Annotated in this window: 14 protein-coding genes and 3 pseudogenes; 6 read left to right on the forward strand and 11 right to left on the reverse strand. The window is 40.2% G+C overall.

What is annotated here, in order from left to right; genetic code table 11:
• Positions 1-103: 103 nt before the first annotated feature.
• The 3 genes from H4J65_RS07900 to H4J65_RS07910 all read right to left on the reverse strand — a co-directional run bounded on the left by H4J65_RS07900 (position 104) and on the right by H4J65_RS07910 (position 3,177).
• Complete coding sequence (locus tag H4J65_RS07900) at positions 104-1,444, reverse strand: TRAP transporter large permease (protein ID WP_182135409.1); 1,341 nt, start codon at positions 1,442-1,444, stop codon at positions 104-106.
• 3 nt (positions 1,445-1,447) lie between these two features.
• Positions 1,448-1,978: a TRAP transporter small permease gene (locus H4J65_RS07905; RefSeq protein WP_182191882.1), complete on the reverse strand. Its 531-nt coding sequence runs from the start codon at positions 1,976-1,978 to the stop codon at positions 1,448-1,450.
• Positions 1,979-2,112: 134 nt separating this feature from the next.
• Positions 2,113-3,177, reverse strand: coding sequence for a C4-dicarboxylate TRAP transporter substrate-binding protein (locus H4J65_RS07910; protein WP_259367152.1), 1,065 nt, complete (start codon positions 3,175-3,177; stop codon positions 2,113-2,115).
• A 736-nt stretch (positions 3,178-3,913) separates the two neighbouring features.
• Here H4J65_RS07910 and H4J65_RS07915 point away from each other — a divergent pair.
• Complete coding sequence (locus tag H4J65_RS07915; RefSeq protein WP_182135413.1) at positions 3,914-4,744, forward strand: mechanosensitive ion channel family protein; 831 nt, start codon at positions 3,914-3,916, stop codon at positions 4,742-4,744.
• Between the two features lie 188 nt (positions 4,745-4,932).
• Here H4J65_RS07915 and H4J65_RS18030 read toward each other — a convergent pair.
• Positions 4,933-5,252: pseudogene (locus H4J65_RS18030) on the reverse strand (LysR family transcriptional regulator); the annotation flags it as partial.
• 281 nt (positions 5,253-5,533) lie between these two features.
• On the opposite strand from H4J65_RS18030, the gene H4J65_RS07925 reads away from it, so the two are divergent.
• Positions 5,534-6,880 (forward strand): short-chain fatty acid transporter, encoded by a 1,347-nt coding sequence (locus H4J65_RS07925; RefSeq protein ID WP_404851915.1) that lies wholly within the window; start codon positions 5,534-5,536, stop codon positions 6,878-6,880.
• Positions 6,881-7,000: 120 nt separating this feature from the next.
• Complete coding sequence (locus H4J65_RS07930; RefSeq protein WP_182197277.1) at positions 7,001-7,564, forward strand: histidine phosphatase family protein; 564 nt, start codon at positions 7,001-7,003, stop codon at positions 7,562-7,564.
• A 139-nt stretch (positions 7,565-7,703) separates the two neighbouring features.
• On the opposite strand, the gene H4J65_RS07935 is transcribed toward H4J65_RS07930, so the two are convergent.
• Entirely contained in the window at positions 7,704-10,175 is a 2,472-nt protein-coding gene (locus H4J65_RS07935) for an EAL domain-containing protein (RefSeq protein ID WP_310649925.1), read from the reverse strand.
• Between the two features lie 16 nt (positions 10,176-10,191).
• Positions 10,192-11,004, reverse strand: coding sequence for an alpha/beta fold hydrolase (locus tag H4J65_RS07940; RefSeq protein WP_182197280.1), 813 nt, complete (start codon positions 11,002-11,004; stop codon positions 10,192-10,194).
• A gap of 699 nt (positions 11,005-11,703) precedes the next feature.
• On the opposite strand from H4J65_RS07940, the pseudogene H4J65_RS07945 reads away from it, so the two are divergent.
• A pseudogene (locus H4J65_RS07945) lies at positions 11,704-12,038 on the forward strand (hypothetical protein); the annotation flags it as partial.
• Here H4J65_RS07945 and H4J65_RS07950 read toward each other — a convergent pair.
• The gene (locus tag H4J65_RS07950) at positions 12,021-12,242 is read right to left on the reverse strand and encodes a hypothetical protein (protein ID WP_182197323.1); all 222 of its coding nucleotides are present in this window, start codon (positions 12,240-12,242) and stop codon (positions 12,021-12,023) included. The pseudogene H4J65_RS07945 and the gene H4J65_RS07950 sit on opposite strands and share 18 nt — an antisense overlap.
• Before the next feature lie 512 nt (positions 12,243-12,754).
• Positions 12,755-13,363, reverse strand: coding sequence for an FMN-dependent NADH-azoreductase (locus H4J65_RS07955; protein ID WP_182197282.1), 609 nt, complete (start codon positions 13,361-13,363; stop codon positions 12,755-12,757).
• Positions 13,364-13,766: 403 nt separating this feature from the next.
• On the opposite strand from H4J65_RS07955, the gene H4J65_RS07960 reads away from it, so the two are divergent.
• Entirely contained in the window at positions 13,767-14,675 is a 909-nt protein-coding gene (locus tag H4J65_RS07960) for a LysR family transcriptional regulator (RefSeq protein ID WP_182182696.1), read from the forward strand.
• Positions 14,676-14,720: 45 nt separating this feature from the next.
• Here the strand turns inward: H4J65_RS07960 and H4J65_RS07965 are convergent, their stop codons facing one another.
• Both H4J65_RS07965 and H4J65_RS07970 read right to left on the reverse strand, forming a co-directional pair.
• Positions 14,721-14,834, reverse strand: a complete 114-nt coding sequence (locus H4J65_RS07965) for a hypothetical protein (RefSeq protein ID WP_182197284.1) — start codon at positions 14,832-14,834, stop codon at positions 14,721-14,723.
• A gap of 209 nt (positions 14,835-15,043) precedes the next feature.
• Positions 15,044-15,190, reverse strand: coding sequence for a hypothetical protein (locus H4J65_RS07970; protein WP_182197287.1), 147 nt, complete (start codon positions 15,188-15,190; stop codon positions 15,044-15,046).
• 158 nt (positions 15,191-15,348) lie between these two features.
• Here H4J65_RS07970 and H4J65_RS07975 point away from each other — a divergent pair, with 158 nt between their 5' ends.
• A complete protein-coding gene (locus H4J65_RS07975) occupies positions 15,349-17,178 on the forward strand; it encodes an ABC transporter ATP-binding protein (RefSeq protein ID WP_182197290.1) in 1,830 nt (609 codons plus the stop codon).
• 747 nt (positions 17,179-17,925) lie between these two features.
• Here the strand turns inward: H4J65_RS07975 and H4J65_RS18035 are convergent.
• Positions 17,926-18,108: pseudogene (locus H4J65_RS18035) on the reverse strand (EamA family transporter); the annotation flags it as partial.
• Between the last annotated feature and the right edge of the window lie 285 nt (positions 18,109-18,393).

Below are 18,393 nucleotides of genomic sequence, written 5' to 3' on the forward strand. Positions count from 1 at the left end.
TCAATATTTTAATGTTTTAATATTTGAACAGCGAACATAAGCTAGTAACCTAGTATGTTCGCTTTCGTCTTTAATCTATTGGCCAAAGTGCGAATAATAATTGTTACATCATAAGATTAGGCAAGAGCAACGACAGGATAGGGAAGGCGATAATCGCCACCAGTACCAAGATGTCCATCACCAAAAATCTTGTCACGCCCATAAAAATGTCATATACCGCGACTGAAGGTTTAGTGACACTGGCGATAACAAAAACGTTTAATCCTACCGGTGGGGTGATCAAGCTTATTTCAAGCAACTTTATTATCACTACGCCAAACCAAATTAAGTCTAAGCCATAACCTTCTACCATAGGGATTAAAAAAGGTAAGGTAAGTACCATAATACCTAGCGGGTCAAGAAACATGCCCAGGAGAAAATATACCCCTGCGATCATGATCAGTAATAGCCATAAAGAAACATCGGCAGCTTCGATAAGGCCAACCAGTGCGGGCGCCATACCGGTTAGCGCAACAAAGCCGACAAATATTTTTGCACCAGCGGCGATAAAGAAGATAGAAGTAGTTTGCGTACAGGTTTCTTTAATTGATTGCATAAATTGCTGCCAATTAAGACGTTTTTGCAATGAACCTATGATAATCACCGAAAATGCGCTGATCGCTGCGGCTTCGGTCGCGGTGAATAAACCACCATAAATACCGCCAATAATAATGGTAAAAAGTAACACAGCGGGCCAACATCTTATGGCGGCTTTGCGGCGGTCTCCCTTTATCAGTAGGGTGGTATCGGCGGGCGCATCACTGGGATTACGCTTTACCCAGATGTAGATCACCACTAAAAAACCGACTAGTGATATTAGACCTGGGATGACACCAGCTAAGAACAAGCGGCTGACAGACATTTCGGTAAAAATACCGTAAACAATAAATAGCACACTGGGCGGGATCAGCGAACCTAGCGTGCCGCCAACAGCGACGGTAGAAGTTGCTAGGCGTTTATCATAACCCATACGTAACATTTCTGGCACGCAGATTTTACCCATAGCCGACGCGCAAGCTATGCTTGAGCCGGTAATGGCGGAGAAGCCACCACAGCCAAAAACAGAGGCCATAGCCACACCGCCAGGTAAGCGTTTTAGCCAAACGCGTGCAGCATGATATATATCAGTAGTGATACCGGTATGGAAGGCGATATGACCTAACAGCACGAATAGCGGTATCATACTCAGATCATAAGAATGCACCAAGTCAAACGCATTGGATGAAATCATGGTCAGTGTCGGTGCTACAGCTGATTCAATATCAAAACCACCAGAGCGCATGGCAAAAAATAAAAAGATAAATACCGATGATACACCAGCCAAACTGAAGGCGATTGGCACACGGAACATAAGTAAAAGCAAGGTACAGGCAAACCCGACTAGCCCAAGCATCAATGGATCCACAGATTAACCCTCTTCAGTTGTATTGTATGCAGCGTCAGAGCGCTGCACAAGATGTTCAGTATTACCAGAAATAGCGGCTCGAAAGTCAGCAATAAAAATCACTAATAAACGGATAATAAATAGTGCAGCTCCAACGAAAAAGGCCAATCGCCCCGGCCATTCAGGTAGGTCTAACTCGCTAAAAAAATAGGCGCCACTGCTGGCCGCATGAAAAAAACCCTTCCAAGCGGCGAAGGCAAGTGGCATTAATATTAATAAACTGATAAAAGAGCCAATGGCAAGCAACCATAATTTGCTGTGTTTACCCAAGCGTTTAAATAAGAACTCTATAGTAATGTGACTATAATCTGCGGTGACATAAGCTAATGGTAGAAAAACAGCACCCACCATGAGTTCTCGAACGATAACAACATCGTCAGTAACTCCCCAGCCAAAAAGGTTACGCGTCACAACCGTTAGGGTGATCATGAGTCCTAGAGTGATAATGCACACCCCAGCGACAATTAATGCACCCTGTTCCATTTTTTTCAACATAATAATAAACTCTATGTAATACCCATCTCACTACGTTGTGACCCTTTATACCAGTTAAAATAAAGGCCTTATATTTGGCCATTTTTATTGTGTATAAAGTTCATCAGCTTATTAATGAAACAGGTGTAATTAAATTAACGTGTCCAAGGGTAGCCTTTTAGATCGCGTTCTTGGCTGTATTTAGTGAGCAGTGCTTTATAGTTTTCAACCATGGCCTTGCCATCAAGGTCACTTTTATTGGCTTCATTTTCCCATTTACTAATGTGAGATTGGCTGGCTAAATATAATTTCGCAGAGTCTTCAGGAGGGAGACTAATAATTTCCAATTTGTGGCCATTAATCCCTTGGGTTAATAATTGCTCTGCTCTATTGTCAGCTTTTACTACATTTTGACCAAGATGGTTGATAAAATCAGCGCCGACTTCATCTAACACTTTTCTCTGAGAGGGACTCAATTTGGTTAGTGACTTTTTATTAATATACATTCCCAATCCAGTATAAATCCCCCAATTGAGTTTGGTTAAACTGTCTGCCGCTTCATGTTGCTTTAGGGCGATGGTGGCGTTCATATAACCTTGACTACAATCGAGTAAACCGTTACCTAGTCCTTGATAAGCCTTATAAATGCTCATGCTAACCAAGTTTGCGCCTAAGTCGCCAAATATTTTTCCGAAGGTACCTACGCCACGTATTTTTTTATTTCTTATATCATCTATTGAACGAACAGCGTCGCCTTTGCATAAGATAATAACGCTAGAAAGCATGTACGAAGTGACAAAGGCTAAATTTTGTTCAGCCAAGCTGTGTATCACTTCAGGCGATTGCATGTGGTCATAGTTCGCTTTTAGTCCTACCCAGGGATCTAAATTTTCAAAGGGTAAGTTAGTCAGTGAAGCAGAGACCATTTCTTTAGGAAAGTAATCTGGGATAATAGTGCCCATATCTACCACGCCAGCAGCAATAGATTCTCGTGAGGCATTTGATTTAAATAAGGCACCGCCCCACATAATATCAATTTTTAAATCACCACCAGAGCGCTTGTCAACTTCCTGTGCAAACCATTTAGTGGCACCTGCACGGGCGCCTCGGTTTGGCCCAGGTTCACCATAAGTGAGCACAGTTGCTGCAACAGCAGGAATTGCACTCAAAGCAGCGGCTGTTAATGTGGCTACTTTGAAAAATTTGCTAATCTTGTTCATTGTGATGACTCTTCAAAATAATATCCAGTGTTTCGCTTGGCGGAACTTGTGGGCCGCTAAAGTTCATTACTGTACAATAACAAACAAGGTGCTGCAAGCATAAAAAAGCGCTTTAGAAATTAAATTTTCTGTCTTACCTGTGGGGTGTTATCAAGTTTTTTTGCAGTTTGGATAACGAACAATTCGGTAACTGTACTAGAGATATTTTAACGCGGCTTTTTATAGCCTTGCTTGATAAACGCCATAATCCAAGGGGTATTAATAGACATCTCGGGTAGTTTTTCCAGATATAAAAATGAGCTTGGCTGGTGCTAAAAAAGTTGACTACCGACACAAAAGGGCTGGTTTTTGTTATTAAAATCATCCTAACTAATATTGATTTATAGGCTAAAGCGAACGTTAGCTTTTGTTTATTTAAGGTTATAATTTCCAACAATAGCGGCATAAATGACTCATCTTTAGCCGATAAAATCCACTTCTCGCCGTTTATACCGTCGTTTATAGATTATGGTACAAGGGCTAGCGTCAATATACCTCTTCAGCGTAATTCACCTGTGTCTAGCCATACCAAGCGACAAGACCGTCTAAAGCAAGGTCTTACTTTTTATGACCTTGTTTTAATCATCAGGTTACATACTCTAAACTCACTGCAGTCTAGGTCTGTTGCATAGATGTGTTACCGTGTTTGTCATTATAATATTCAACTAGTAACTCATTACAAGTAGGGAACCACTGAATGGAAGAAATTATTGGAACAAACATAAATGTTTCGCAGTTAATAGACCAAGGTATATCCTTGGTGATCACTTACGCACCTAAGTTTGTGCTTGCTATTATTACATTAGTTGTTGGTCTATGGCTGATCAACCGCTTTGTCGGGGTTCTAGATAAAAAGATTGGCGCTAAAGACCCAACACTGAATAAGTTTCTGTGTGGACTAACTAGTGCCGTTATGAAAGTTATGCTACTTATTTCAGTCGCCTCGATGATCGGTATTGCAACGACCTCGTTTATTGCGGTGATCGGTGCTGCTGGTCTGGCGATAGGACTTGCGTTACAGGGAAGCCTAGCCAATTTTGCTGGCGGTGTGCTGATCCTGATTTTTAAACCTTTCAAAGTGGGCGATACCATCGAAGCTCAAGGTTTTCATGGTGCTGTCACCGAAATCCAGATCCTCTATACTGTGGTGGATACTTTCGACAACCGGCGTATTGTCATTCCAAATGGCAGTTTATCTAATGCCACCTTGGTAAATGTCAGTATTTACAAAAATCGTCGCTGCGACATGACCTTTGGCATCCACTACGACGACGACATCGACAAAGCGAAGGCCATTCTCCAACGGCTATTTGAGGAGGACGAACGCTCCCTGAAAGATCCGGAACCAAGAATCTGTGTTGGAAGCCTTGGCGATAACTCAGTCAATCTGATGTTCCGACCTTGGGTTGCTACCGATGACCTGTGGCCTTACTACTGGGACATGCATGAAAAAGTGAAAAAAGCCTTCGATAAAGAAGGTATTACTATTCCGTACCCCCAACGAGACATGCATATTTATAAGTCTTAGCGATTACTGAAGCTATTCCATTAGTCGAGTTTTGCAGATGTGCCACTAAACTTACATTTAGTGGCGCTGGCACCAAGTGCTCTTAATGCAAGCCATTGCAGCCAACAAGTGGGCGTTGGCAATCACTTATTTCAATATTACTCTACTCACCACAAAACTTGGCTTTCATTAATAACGAGGGGGTTTGATTCGCCGTTTAGCAACATTTTCTCCAGCGCTACTGTACCTTGGTCAACTAAGTGTATTTTTATTTTTCGATGTTTTTGTTTAAATACGGTCAATATTTTTGGCAAGTAGTAAGAGCCCATCATGGCTGGAACGCCAAAACGAATGGTGCCCCGTTCGAGATTTTTTAACTCTTCTAATTCAAATTGTTTTATTTGGCTTAATAGTTGAGTAGACAATTTATATAGCACTTCACCTTCAGCGGTTAATAACGCCTTTTTTCCGCACGGTTAATTAACTTTAGCCCAACTTCTAATTCTAGCTTTTGAATGGCGATAGTTAATGGTGCTTACTGTGCCAAATGATGGTTTATGATCTTCAAGTGGTTTGGCTATAGATATTGCCGCAAAAAATAAAACACTATATTGGCAGTATCAATCAGTTGTTGTTAAAGAAAGTACCAAAGCACTTGGTATCAAGCATCTACTCTGCTAGCTTTAATGATGTCAAAAATGTAACACCAGCTTGATACGAAGTGACACTATACTCGAGTGAAGGGCGTAGAATCGTTGTATTTGTTAAGTGCTTAAAGTCGGATATTAAAAAAGGAATAACATGAAAAACATATTTGTTAAGTTTACTGACAGCTCTGTTAGTTTGGTGAAAAATTGGCTTCCTGATCCATTTGTTTTTGCCGTTATATTGACCTTTGTTGTGTTTATTGCTGCCATACCTCTTACACAAAGCTCTCCTATGGATTTGGTCACAGCTTGGTATGGAGGTTTTTGGTCTATTTTGTCATTTGCAATGCAGATGGCAATGGTGCTGGTCACTGGGACCATATTAGCAACAACAGATGTTTTTAAAAAATATTTATCTAAACTCGCTGGATTTTCAAAAACACCAGGACAAGCGATACTTCTGGTCAGTTTTGTTGCATTAGTTGCCAGTTTTATTAACTGGGGCTTTGGTTTAGTTATTGGGGCAATTTTTGCGAGAGAAGTCGCTCATAAAGTAAAAGGGGTTCATTATCCATTATTAATCGCTTCTGCCTACGTTGGTTTTTTGATTTGGCATGCAGGTTTTTCAGGCTCTATTCCATTAACGATTGCCTCATCTACTGGTCTAGCAGAAATAACAAATGGGGCATTAACACAAGCTATTCCAACAAGCGAAACCATATTTTCGTCATATAATTTAATTATTGTCGCAATACTCGTACTTACATTACCTTTTATTCTAAAGTTTATGCATCCTTCAAAAGAAAAAACCATTGAAGTGGATACCCGCTTATTTGAAGCTGAAATAGTAGAAACATTAGATAAAAATAATATGACGCCAGCCCAAAAGCTTGAAAATTCTAAATGGATAAATAGAGCACTGGGTGTTTTAGGATATAGTTTTATTTTCACTTATTTTATCGAAAATGGATTTGCTTTAAATTTGAATATAATTAATTTTATCTTCTTATTTACTGCCATTATTTTACATGGCACCCCCATTAAAGTAGTACGTGCAGTGGCTGATGCGTCCAAAAATGTCGGGGGTATTTTACTACAATTCCCTTTTTATGCTGGAATAATGGGACTGATGAAATTTATGGGTCCAGACGGTGTTTCACTTGCTGGATATATTTCACAAGGTTTTGTTAATATCTCTACAGTAAATACTTTTCCTTTATTTACTTTTTTAAGTGCAGGCGTTGTGAACTTTTTTGTCCCCTCGGGTGGCGGACAGTGGGTTGTTCAAGCACCTATTATGATGCCAGCAGCCATTGAACTTGGCGTAGATACGGCCAGAACGGCAATGGCAATTGCCTGGGGTGATGCTTGGACAAACATGATACAACCATTTTGGGCTTTACCATTATTGGGAATTGCTAAACTTGGAGCAAGAGATATTATGGGCTATTGCTTAGTTATACTTGTCTATTCTGGCATTGTTATATCATTAGGATTGGTTTTTTTATAGTTTTTTATAAAGGGACTCTATAAACCGTTTCAAATTTGGTGTTAAGTCACCTGATGTAATATATGTTACATCAGGTGACTGTATTAATCATAATCTTCAACCAACAGTGGCTCAAAACACATGCTAGTAGGTAATTTATTAGTAGTTCTTGTCATATTATCAGCTAGCGTGCAGAACGCCTTTGCCACGACAAATGTTGATTCTATTATGGATAAGCTACGGAAAATCGATGCCAACGTACTATTGATGCGCCATGCTATTGCTCCGGGTTTTGGTGATCCCGCTAATTTTTTTATTAACCAATGCAATACACAGAGAAATCTGGATGCCGTTGGTCGAAGTCAAGCTATCTCATTAGGGCAGAAGTTAAAGCAGTCGGCTATAGTGATTGATAAAATTTATTCAAGCTATTGGTGTCGTTGCCTCGAAACAGCCAAACTTTTACAATTTGGCGAAGTTGAAAAATTTGCTGGTCTTAATTCATTTTTTGAAGGGCATGCTGATCGCAACGAAACACTTAAGTTGCTGCAAGAAAAGCTTGCAGCGCTCAGCCAAAATAGTCTTACACTAATGGTCACGCATCAAGTGGTCATCCAGGCTGTATCTGGAATTGGGGCTTCGTCTGGCGAGGTTGTTGCCTACAACACACGAACACGCAAGGCGGTACGAGTCGCGGTTGAATGACGGTCTAGATGCGTTAACAATATTTTCAATGTCTATCAACACAGGGTTTATCTTCAATAATCAACAGGGTCAGAAACGTTAAAGTAGTGCGTTAACAACGTTCAACGCTATGACAGCCCTTTGTCGACGAAAATTCCATCTACTGATCTTCACCGCTTAGTCTTGTATTCGTTATATTTTTCCAGGCAAAAATTTCATTGATTGGCTGTGGTTTGCCAATGTGATATCCCTGGGCAAAATCAATACCTATATCTTTTAATAACATCAATATATCGGCATTTTCAACAAACTCAGCAATAGTGACTTTTCCGGTTAAATGCGCAATTTCATTAATACTACGAACCATCGCACAATCAACTCTGTCGTTTGCCATATCTTTCACAAACTGTCCGTCAATTTTCAAATAATCAACCGCAAGTTTTTTAAGATAAGCCATTGATGACATACCACTGCCAAAATCATCGAGGGATATTTTCGCACCGCGCTGATGCAGCATAGTAATAAACTCAGTGGCGATATCCAGGTTATCGATTGCTGCTGTTTCAGTAATTTCGAATGAAATTTTTTGTACCGGTACCTGAGCGTGATCCAATGCCTCGAGCAAAAAGTGATGAAAATCACGATCACCAACCGACTTTCCAGATAAGTTTACGGCGATTATATTAATTTTATCCAACTCATGAGCATAGGTTTTCATCCACTCTAAGACTCGATTTACTAGCCAACGATCGATTTGTCCAGCTAAGCCAAATCGTTCAGCGGAAGCCATAAATAACGCAGGCGAGACCAGACTTCCATCGGTATCACGTAAGCGCAATAGCACTTCAAAATGTAGTCCTTGTTCTGCTTGTTTATCAAGTGCCATGATGGGTTGGGCAAAAAGTTCAAAGCGATTTTCATTAATGGCTTGTTGCAAGCGAGAAGCCCACTGCATCTGATCTCGCAGCTCCATTACCGTTAAATCTGTATCTGAATATATTTGTACACGACCGCCACCTTGATGTTTCGCAGCTAAACAGGCGCTAACGGCAGCCAGTTGCACTGCCTGGGCATTTTCCCATTTCCCATCGAAAGCTACTAGGCCAATGCTGGCACTGACGTGAACAAATTTACCTTTGTGATAAAAACGAATGTTCGCAATTTTGTCACAAGCCTGTTGTGCTATTCGTTGAGCCGCTTTGAGATCATAGCCCTCAAGTAAAAGAGAAAATTCATCCCCCCCGGTTCGCGCCACCAGATCTTTGTCACACACGTTTAGAGTAAGTATCGCCGAAATTTCTTTTAATAGTGTGTTGCCAGCAGAATGTCCGCAGCTGTCATTGACTATCTTAAACTGATCCAAATCGATGGAACACAATACATGTGCAACACCAGTAGAAATTGATGAATCAAACATTTCAAGTAATTTACGATCAAATTCTCTGCGGTTTGTCAGTCCAGTCAAATGATCATGACTGGCACGATGATGATCCACTTCCTCCTTCAGTCTTTTTTGGCCGGTTACATCACGAAAAACCATAACGACACCCGTTATTACATCACCAAGGGTAAAAATAGGTGCTGCAGAGCATTCCAGCGAATACTCACTTCCATCCTTACTGAGCAACACTGTGTCGCGAGTCAGCCCAACAATGGCACCATCGTGCAAAACATGGGCAATAGGACTTTTTGCCACCAGCCGAGTATGTTGATTAATGATGTTAAACACCCTAGTTACGGGTTGACCTATGGCATCGGCCAATTTCCAGCCAGTTAATTGCTCTGCAATGGGGTTGATGTATTCGACCACTTGGCGCTCATTGGTGGTAATAACCGCATCGCCGATGGAACTTAGCGTCACTCGCGAGCGTTCAAATTCGTTGGACAACGAAAGTTCTAACGCTTTTCGCTCGGTAATATCGTTAATATAACCATGCCATATTGTACTGCCATCGGCGCGGGCTTCAGGGGTGGCATTACCCTCCAGCCAGCGGATGCCCGCTTTGGGTAAAATCACACGATATTGTTGATGCCATACAGTGAGGTTTTTGGCAGAATCCACCATGTCTTGTTTGAGCACCTCTACATCATCCAAGTGAATGCGTTTAAACGCTAAATCTGCGTCTTTTTTTAACTGTAGCGGGCTTAACTCATAGATATCACGTATTCCCTCACTCGTGTAAGGAAAGCAGGTACTCCCGTCGGCAAAAAGCTGAAATTGATAAAGGGAACCGGGCACTTGTTCGGTTGCTTTTTTTATATTAAACAACTCATCTTCCAGACGTTTACGTTCGTTCATAGCCATGACCACACATTCAGTATAGGCACTCCCCTGAACTTCTCGTCGCACGGCATTAAAAATGACCGGGATTTCGATCCCTTTTGCGCCAGCCAGAGACATGGAAATCTCTTCAATATGCCCCTGAAGATGCAATATTGGCATCACTTGCAGATGAAACTGCAAACGGTTGGATGATGTCAGCATTACATCCAAATTTTTACCCACTAAGTCTTGTATCGTAAGGTTAAGCATAGTGGCTAAGGTTTGATTAACCGTCATTACCCTTAAGCTGTCATCAAAGATAAACAAGCCGCAGGGTGCCTCCATAAGATTAAATTTTGAAATATCCACTCTAAATATTCACTCTTTAGTTCTGCTTTACATTACTGGCAAGGTATTTTTTGATCAATTCGATGGTTTCAAGCGGATGACTCATATGAGGACTGTGTCCGGTCGCTTTCATCTGCTGCAAATGACTATTAAGCAAATGTTGATGTAAATAATCGCCTACGACATTAGGTGCAACTAAATCGTTCTGACACTGAAGGATCAAACAGGGCTTGTCAAAACCAACCAGATCAGAACGGTTATCTGCCAAAAAAGTTGCTTTGGCAAAACGCTTAGCTATGGCGGGATCCATGGCACAAAAACTGTCTTCCAGTTCTTGTGCTAATTCTGGTTGATCGGGGTTATTTACAACAATACCGGCGAGATGAGCTGCCCAACCTGGTTGATTGCGATCGATTGTATCGAGCAAACCTTCAATGTCGGCCTGTTCAAAGCCGCCGATGTAATTGGGTCGGTCGTTCAAATAGCGTGGGGTTGGGCAAATCATGATCAACGTTGAGATTCTATGGGGAATTTCGATTGCAGCTAACAAGCTAATCATACTGCTGACCGAATGCCCTACCAAGATCGCATCTTGCAAATCAAGAGCTGTACAAATTTCGACAATATCTTTGGCATAACCGGCCAAACTTGAATAACGCAGAGGATCATAAGCATCAGCATTAGACAAACCTACGCCGACATAGTCAAATAATACCACTCTATATTCATCTTCAAAGGACGGACTGACTCTCCGCCACATAGATTGATCACAACCATAGCCATGGGCAAAAACGATTGTTTTAGCGCCTTTACCGTATACTCTGACATTGTTCCTATTGATGATATTCATAGTGGTTTTTATCTCATGGTTGAAAGGAGCATAAACATCTATTTTTCAAATCGTTGGTCTATAAGCTACATAAAAATCAAGTGCGAAGGGTATTTTTTTTGCTAAAATATATTGTGGTAAGTTGACGTGGTTTTGCCATCCCGTGTGTGGGGGCTATGTATATAAAAATTATAGCGCAAATAACTCAAACACCAAACAACCACAATATTTATTTTAAAAATACTACAGGGTGTATAGGTAAAATAAAACGTTATTTTTCATAAGTTAATAAAAAATATGATTCTTCATGCTTTCCATCTTGTCAGTGTCTGGACTAAAAGTACAAAACATTTTTATTGTTGGTGACCACAAATGGGGATTATCGTCTTATCAATGCACTATGATGAATTGTATGCAGCAATAATATTACATTGTGCTGTGCTAGGTTATATCAATAAACAAGACTCAGCTCAAAAATTACTATTAACATACAGATGGTGACCGACAGAGAGCTACAGGTTTTTGAAGCAATTGGTCAAGGCACCACAACATATTCTTGCACTGCGTATTAATGTTATTACTTTACAGTAGCACAACCACCACAACTCGCGGGAAACCGAACTCATTCATTTCGTATATAGTAACAATTTAACCCATGACATCTGGGCATTTTGCGTTATCCTAGGCGGCAGAATATTCATCATGAAGTCAGAGCATCAGATGTTTAAATTTTTTGAATCATTGACCCAAGCGTTACCAGAAGAAGAACCCACTCAACCACCTAACACCTTATATGCCTTTTGCCGCCATTATACCCGCGGATTTGCTTTGCCATTAATTATCATGTCGGTACTTACGGCGGTACTCGCTATCTTAGATTAGTCCCAAAGCTAAAAGCGATATCAACAGAATAAGCCGATGCACGTTCAAACATGACCGGCCGCATTGTTGACAGTTATAGCAATATATCAAGGGTAAAACTATTCTCACATACCAGCCAATAAGCTGACTACGCTCTAGACAGTATGATGCGTTTTTTAACAACCGTTTATGGCTAAATGCGCTTGGTCACTGTCATTAATGTCTTGGTACAAATCATCAAATCGCTTGCTTGCCAACTCTCGGCACCGCGTGATAATAACGCCGGCAAAACGAAATAAGGCTAAACAAGCATTGGCTACAGGGCGTTGGGAACACGGGCACAAAAACACCAGTCGATGATCTGGGCACAAAGACTTAAACGGGTTTTGGGATAACAATAGAAACCTGTGAGCAATGCGGTGGTGCGGTTAAGGCTATAGCAAGCATTGAAAAATCGTCAGGAAAGACGATTTGCACAGCAAATGCTGGCAAAGGATTAGACACAGTGATGTGTCTAATGAAAATCTGTTGGTGATCGAAAAGATACTCAGTCAGCGGAAGACAAAAAATGACGAAGTCGTCGAATTATTGCCGCCACAAAATAGAGCACAGCCTTAGATAAGTCTGTTTGAATAAAAGCTGTTCATGAACATAAACAATATTCAGTGCTGGTTTTCACAACAGCAGAAAGTGTTTACTTTGAATTCTGAATTATGTAAAAATCCTTGAGTAATAGACTGAAATAACCGACGTTCACTCCCTCAAGAAGATAAAATAGATGTCAAGATGGAAAATATCAGACATCATGTATTTTGATTGTATGAAAAATGACGTTTTATTTTGCCTATACACGTAAGTTTGTAATTATGGGGGCGACACCGGACACCCCGCAGATGAAATAGTTTATAGCTTAAACAGCCAATAACTTGTTCGCTAAAGCTGCTATATCTACGCTAGCTTGTTGTAAACTTGCTACTTTTGTTGGCATACTTAAACCTTCGGCATAAATAAATTCAACATCGGAAATGCCGATAAAAGCTAGTATGTCTTTAAGGTATTGGCTTTGGGTATCTTTTGGTGTGCCAACATACATTCCCCCTCGGGCGGCGACAATGATAGCTTTTTTTCCTTCGAGCAAGCCGACAGGGCCCTGTTCTGTATATTTGAAGGTAATACCAGCTCTGGCTATGCGATCAATCCATACTTTAAAGCTTGATGGAATACCAAAATTATACATGGGCATACCAATAATAATCATATCACTGGCTTGTAGCTCTTCAACCAGAATATCTGAAGTACTCGCTAGCTGTACTTGCTCTTCATTGCGTTCGTTAATTGGTGTCATCCAAGCGAGCATTTCTTGTTGGCTTAAATGAGGCAATGCTTGTTTGGCTAAATCTCGTTCAATAATATTAACTTTAGATTTTGCCTCTAACGTTGATAAAAGTTCTTTTGCTAATATTGTTGAATTGCCTTGTTCACCGTTTAATGATGAATTAATTAATAAAATATTTTTCATAATTAAAAACCTACCTAGAGAAATAAAACTAAAGTTGAAAATGTAGCCGTAAGTATTAGTCAATTTTGAGTAAAGTAAAATTATTAAAATACGCACGTTTCATTCTATTAAATAGAATGTTTCTAGCCTTTGTTAATAATATTAGCTGTAAAGTTATACGGTGAAAAAACCAAGAAATAGTTTTATTTTAATAGATATTGTTATATTTAAACGAATATAGGTTATTTTATGCAAGATAGACGATGAAATAATCTCACTGACGCAAATGACTTATTGATAACTCGTTAACGAAAGTCATTAGAATAGGGTGAAAAGGTGTCAGGTGGAAGGCTGTTTGCTTAACATAATTAGAAAGTTAAAAAGTTAAAAAGTTAAAAAATTAAAATAAAAAAGGAAATCGTCAATGTTAAGAATTTCGTTAGAGCAATGGCGGATGTTTCGCTCTGTTGTAGAGTTTGGCGGCTTTAACCAAGCTTCACAAGGTGTACATAAAAGTCAGTCGAGTATCCACAGTGCGGTTGGAAAAATAGAAGAGTCTTTAGAAATTAAGCTGTTCAAAATTGTAGGTCGAAAAACGCTATTAACTGAAGTGGGCGAGTTAATGTTAAGGCGGGCAAATTTTTTACTTGATGAAGCAGCAAAAATAGAAGCTGTCGGTCAAACCTTAGGGCAAGGAACGGAAAGTAAGTTAAGAATTGCTGTTGATGAGATCTTCCCCCAATCGGTACTCTATCAAGTGCTGGAAAATGTCTCGATGCAATACCCGATGCTGCAAATTGAATTGATTGAATCTGTGCTCAACGGCGCGAGTGAACTGCTAGAAAATACTGAGGTTGATATCGCTATATCACCTATCACTTTGCGTGATGGTTTTAGTGAGTCTTTGTGTTACATCGAATTTATTGCGGTTGCCAGCCCTGAGCATGCGCTACATGCACTTGATCGCGAGTTAACGCTAGAAGATCTTAAAGGCCATCGCCAAATCGTTGTCCGAGATTCTGCACTTGCCACTAAAAAAGATGAAGGCTGGCTGGGGGCAAATCAGCGCTGGACAGTAAGTCATAAACAAACATCTATTGACATGATTTGTAAGGGGTTGGGCTTTGCATGGCTACCAGGTACTTCGATAAAAAAACAACTTGAAGCGGTTCAGCTAAAACCGTTGCGATTAAGCCATAGTAGTAAACGCTCATCACAACTTCATTTGATTTTTAAAGATGTTGATAGCCTTGGCCCTGCGGCAAGACATTTTTTAGCCGAGCTAAGGTTGCAATGTATGAAATTACCAAGCCCGTTAGCATGCGAATATTAAACAGATTTCAAGCAAGCGAGTTGAGAAATTATCCTGCTGAGGCGGCTAATACTGCTGGATAACATTCATGTCGGTATCCAAATCGAACATGCGGGGTAATTGCATCACAATATTGTGTAAGCACTTAATATCATTAGTATCAAGCAAGTAAATACTCACATCAAGTTGAGGTTTATTCGCATTCGCAGAAATGTAAAAACAATCCTTTCACACCATTTATTGAAAACGTTTGAGCGTAGCGCCCCGAAAAATCATCAATGACCTCCATATTGTCGACTTGACGAAAGGCATGAAAGCCAGCATTTTGAAAAGTTAAGAGGGGGCCGAGAGGCTAATGTTAAGGTGATTAGTTTTATGTTAGTACTGACTTAGTTTTCTTTATGAGGTTGAGTAACATCCGTTGAGCATCGACTCTTTTGGCGTAATAAACTCGGTGTTAATGTTCGCCATTGGTCTATTTCATCTCTATCATCTTCAAGATGTTTAATCGTAAAACTGAACCATTTTCTCTTCACTGCGTTTTAATATTATTACTTTACAGCCTTACAACCACCACGACTCGCGGGAAACTGAACTCATTCGTTTCGTATATAGTAACAATTTAACCCATGACATGTGGCCATTTTACGTTATCCTAGGCGGCAGAATTATCATCATGAAGTCAGAGCATTAGATGTTTAAATTTTTTGAATCATTGACCCAAGCATTACCAGAAGAAGAACCCACTCAACCACCTAACACCTTATATGCCTTTTGCCGCCATTACACCCGCGGATTTGGTTTACCATTAATTATCATGTCGGTACTTACGGCGGTACTCGCTATCTTAGAAGTGTCGCTGTTTGGTTTTATGGGCCAATTAGTGGATTTATTAGTGACCAAAGATCCGCAAACATTGTGGCAAGATGAAGGCACAACATTTATCGCTATGTCGGTGATGGTATTAGTGGTCATTCCTGTAATTGTCTGGTTACATTCCTCTATCGTGCATCAAACGCTTTTGGGTAACTACCCCATGGCCATTCGCTGGCAAGCGCATCGTTATTTACTCAAGCAGAGTGTGTCATTCTATCAAGATGACTTTGCTGGCCGAATTGCCACAAAGGTTATGCAAACCTCGCTTGCGGTGCGTGAAACGGTCATGAAGTTACTGGATGTACTTATGTATATTTTAGTGTACTTTACTTCTATGCTGGTCATGATTGCCGCTGCTGATGTGCGTTTAATGTTACCCATGCTCGCGTGGCTCGTGGCATACGTATTGATCCAATGGAAATTAGTCCCCAAGCTAAAAGCGATATCAACAGAACAAGCCGATGCGCGTTCAAACATGACCGGCCGCATTGTTGACAGTTATAGCAATATATCAACGGTAAAACTATTCTCACATACCAGCCAAGAAGCTGACTACGCTCAAGACAGTATGATGCGTTTTTTAACAACCGTTTATGGCCAAATGCGCTTGGTCACTGTCATTAATGTCTTGGTACAAATCATCAATTATCTTTTAGCATTTACCATTACCGCTGTCTCTATTTGGTTATGGGCTGACAGTGCGATTACTGTCGGTGCCATTGCTATTGCGGTCAGTTTAGCATTACGCCTAAACGGCATGTCACAATGGATCATGTGGGAAATTAGTTCACTGTTTGAAAATATAGGCACTGTGATAGATGGTATGAATACTCTGTCTAAACCCATTGCCATCCAAGATAAACCCGACGCCAAAGACATTGTTGTTAATCAGGGCAAAATAGAATTTAATCAGGTTTGTTTTCATTATGGCGAAAAAGCGGGCGTCATTGAACAGCTAAACCTGAATATTAAAGCGGGTGAAAAAGTGGGTCTTGTCGGGCGTTCTGGTGCAGGTAAGTCGACTTTAGTGAACTTATTAATGCGTTTTTATGACGTTGAAAAAGGTCAAATACTCATTGATAATCAAGCTATAACCGATATTACTCAAGATTCATTACGGGCAAATATTGGTATGGTGACTCAGGATACATCCTTGTTGCACCGTTCGATCCGTGAAAATATCCTTTACGGCGACCCAGATGCAAGTGATGAACAATTAATGGCGGCAATCACTCAAGCACAAGCGGCTGGCTTTATTGAAAGCTTATCCGATCCCTTTGGTAATAAAGGGCTTGATGCTCAAGTCGGCGAACGTGGGGTAAAACTATCAGGTGGCCAACGTCAACGGATTGCCATTGCACGTGTGTTATTAAAAAATGCCCCTATTTTGTTATTAGATGAGGCCACTTCAGCATTAGATTCTGAAGTTGAAGCGGCGATCCAAGAGTCACTGTATGAATTAATGGAAGGCAAAACGGTGATAGCCATAGCTCATCGACTCTCGACCATTGCGGCCATGGATAGACTCATCGTATTAGATCAAGGTCGTATTGTTGAACAAGGCACCCATCAAGAGCTCATTAATGCCAGCGGGATCTATGCGCAACTCTGGGCTCACCAAACGGGTGGTTTTTTGGGGTTAGATTAAAGCCAACAATAGATAAGCTTCAAATTAACGTCTGCTAACAAATGCCACTCACACAATGAGTGGCATTTTCATTACTGTTTATCGAGATAACTGAATCTAACTTAAGTGCCTATGTTAGAGACTTATCAAAGTTAGAGACTCATCAAATCGCTTGCTTGCGAACTCTCGGCACCGCGTGATAATAACGCCGGCAAAACGAAATAAGACTAAACAAGCATTGCCGACAGGGCTTTGGGAACATGGGCACAAAAACACCAGTCGATGACCGGGGCACAAAGACTTAAACGGGTTTTGGGATAGAAATAGAAACCTGTGAGCAATGCGGTGGTGCGGTTAAGGCTATAGCGAGCATTGAAAAATCGTCAGGAAAGACGATTTGCACAGCGAATGCTGCCCCCAGGGTTTAGATAAAAGGAAGTATCTAATGAACATCTATTGTTGATCCAAATGATACTCAGTCAGCTAAAGACAAAACATGACGAAGTCGTCGAATTATTGCTCCCACAAAGTAAAGCACCGCATCAGATAAGTCTGTTTGAATAAAAGCAGTTCATCATCATAAACAATATTCAGTGCTGGTTTTCACAACAGCAGAAAGTGCTTACTTTGAACTCTGAATTATGTGAAAACCGTTTAGTAATAGACTGAAATAACTGACGTTAACTCCCTCAAAAAGATAAAATAGATGTCAAGCTGGAAAATATGAGGCATCATATATTTTGATTTTATGAAGAATAATGTTTTATTTTACCTATACTTCTTTATTTTACTATTTGGAAAAATTTTCTGATTAATAAGAATAGCGAGTAAAATAATGCCTGAGCCAATGCTTAATTTAACAATGTCGTCATCACGATTCCAAATTAAAACATTCACCAGAATTCTTGTGGGTATGAGTAGATTATTCATTACAGCTAGGGTTCCAATATTTTAAAGCGTTTCCCACTAACACATGGCCATTGTGCATGTGTTGCAAGACTTACTAAAGGTGGATTTGGGTTAAATTTTTATCTTCTTGATTAGCAAACTGCCAAAAATTTAGCCCCACAGTACTAACATAAGCGTTATTTGCTATGAGTGACACTCAGGCTTAAAGAAAGCAATTACTGTTTCAGCGTACTTAGTGGTAACCAATTTAAAAAAATAGCATTCAAAGTCTTACTACATTATATTATCGAATTAAAAATTAAAAATTAAAAATTAAAAATTAAAAAT

The organism is Colwellia sp. MB02u-9, from assembly GCF_014077085.1.
Taxonomy (GTDB): Bacteria; Pseudomonadota; Gammaproteobacteria; order Enterobacterales; family Alteromonadaceae; genus Cognaticolwellia.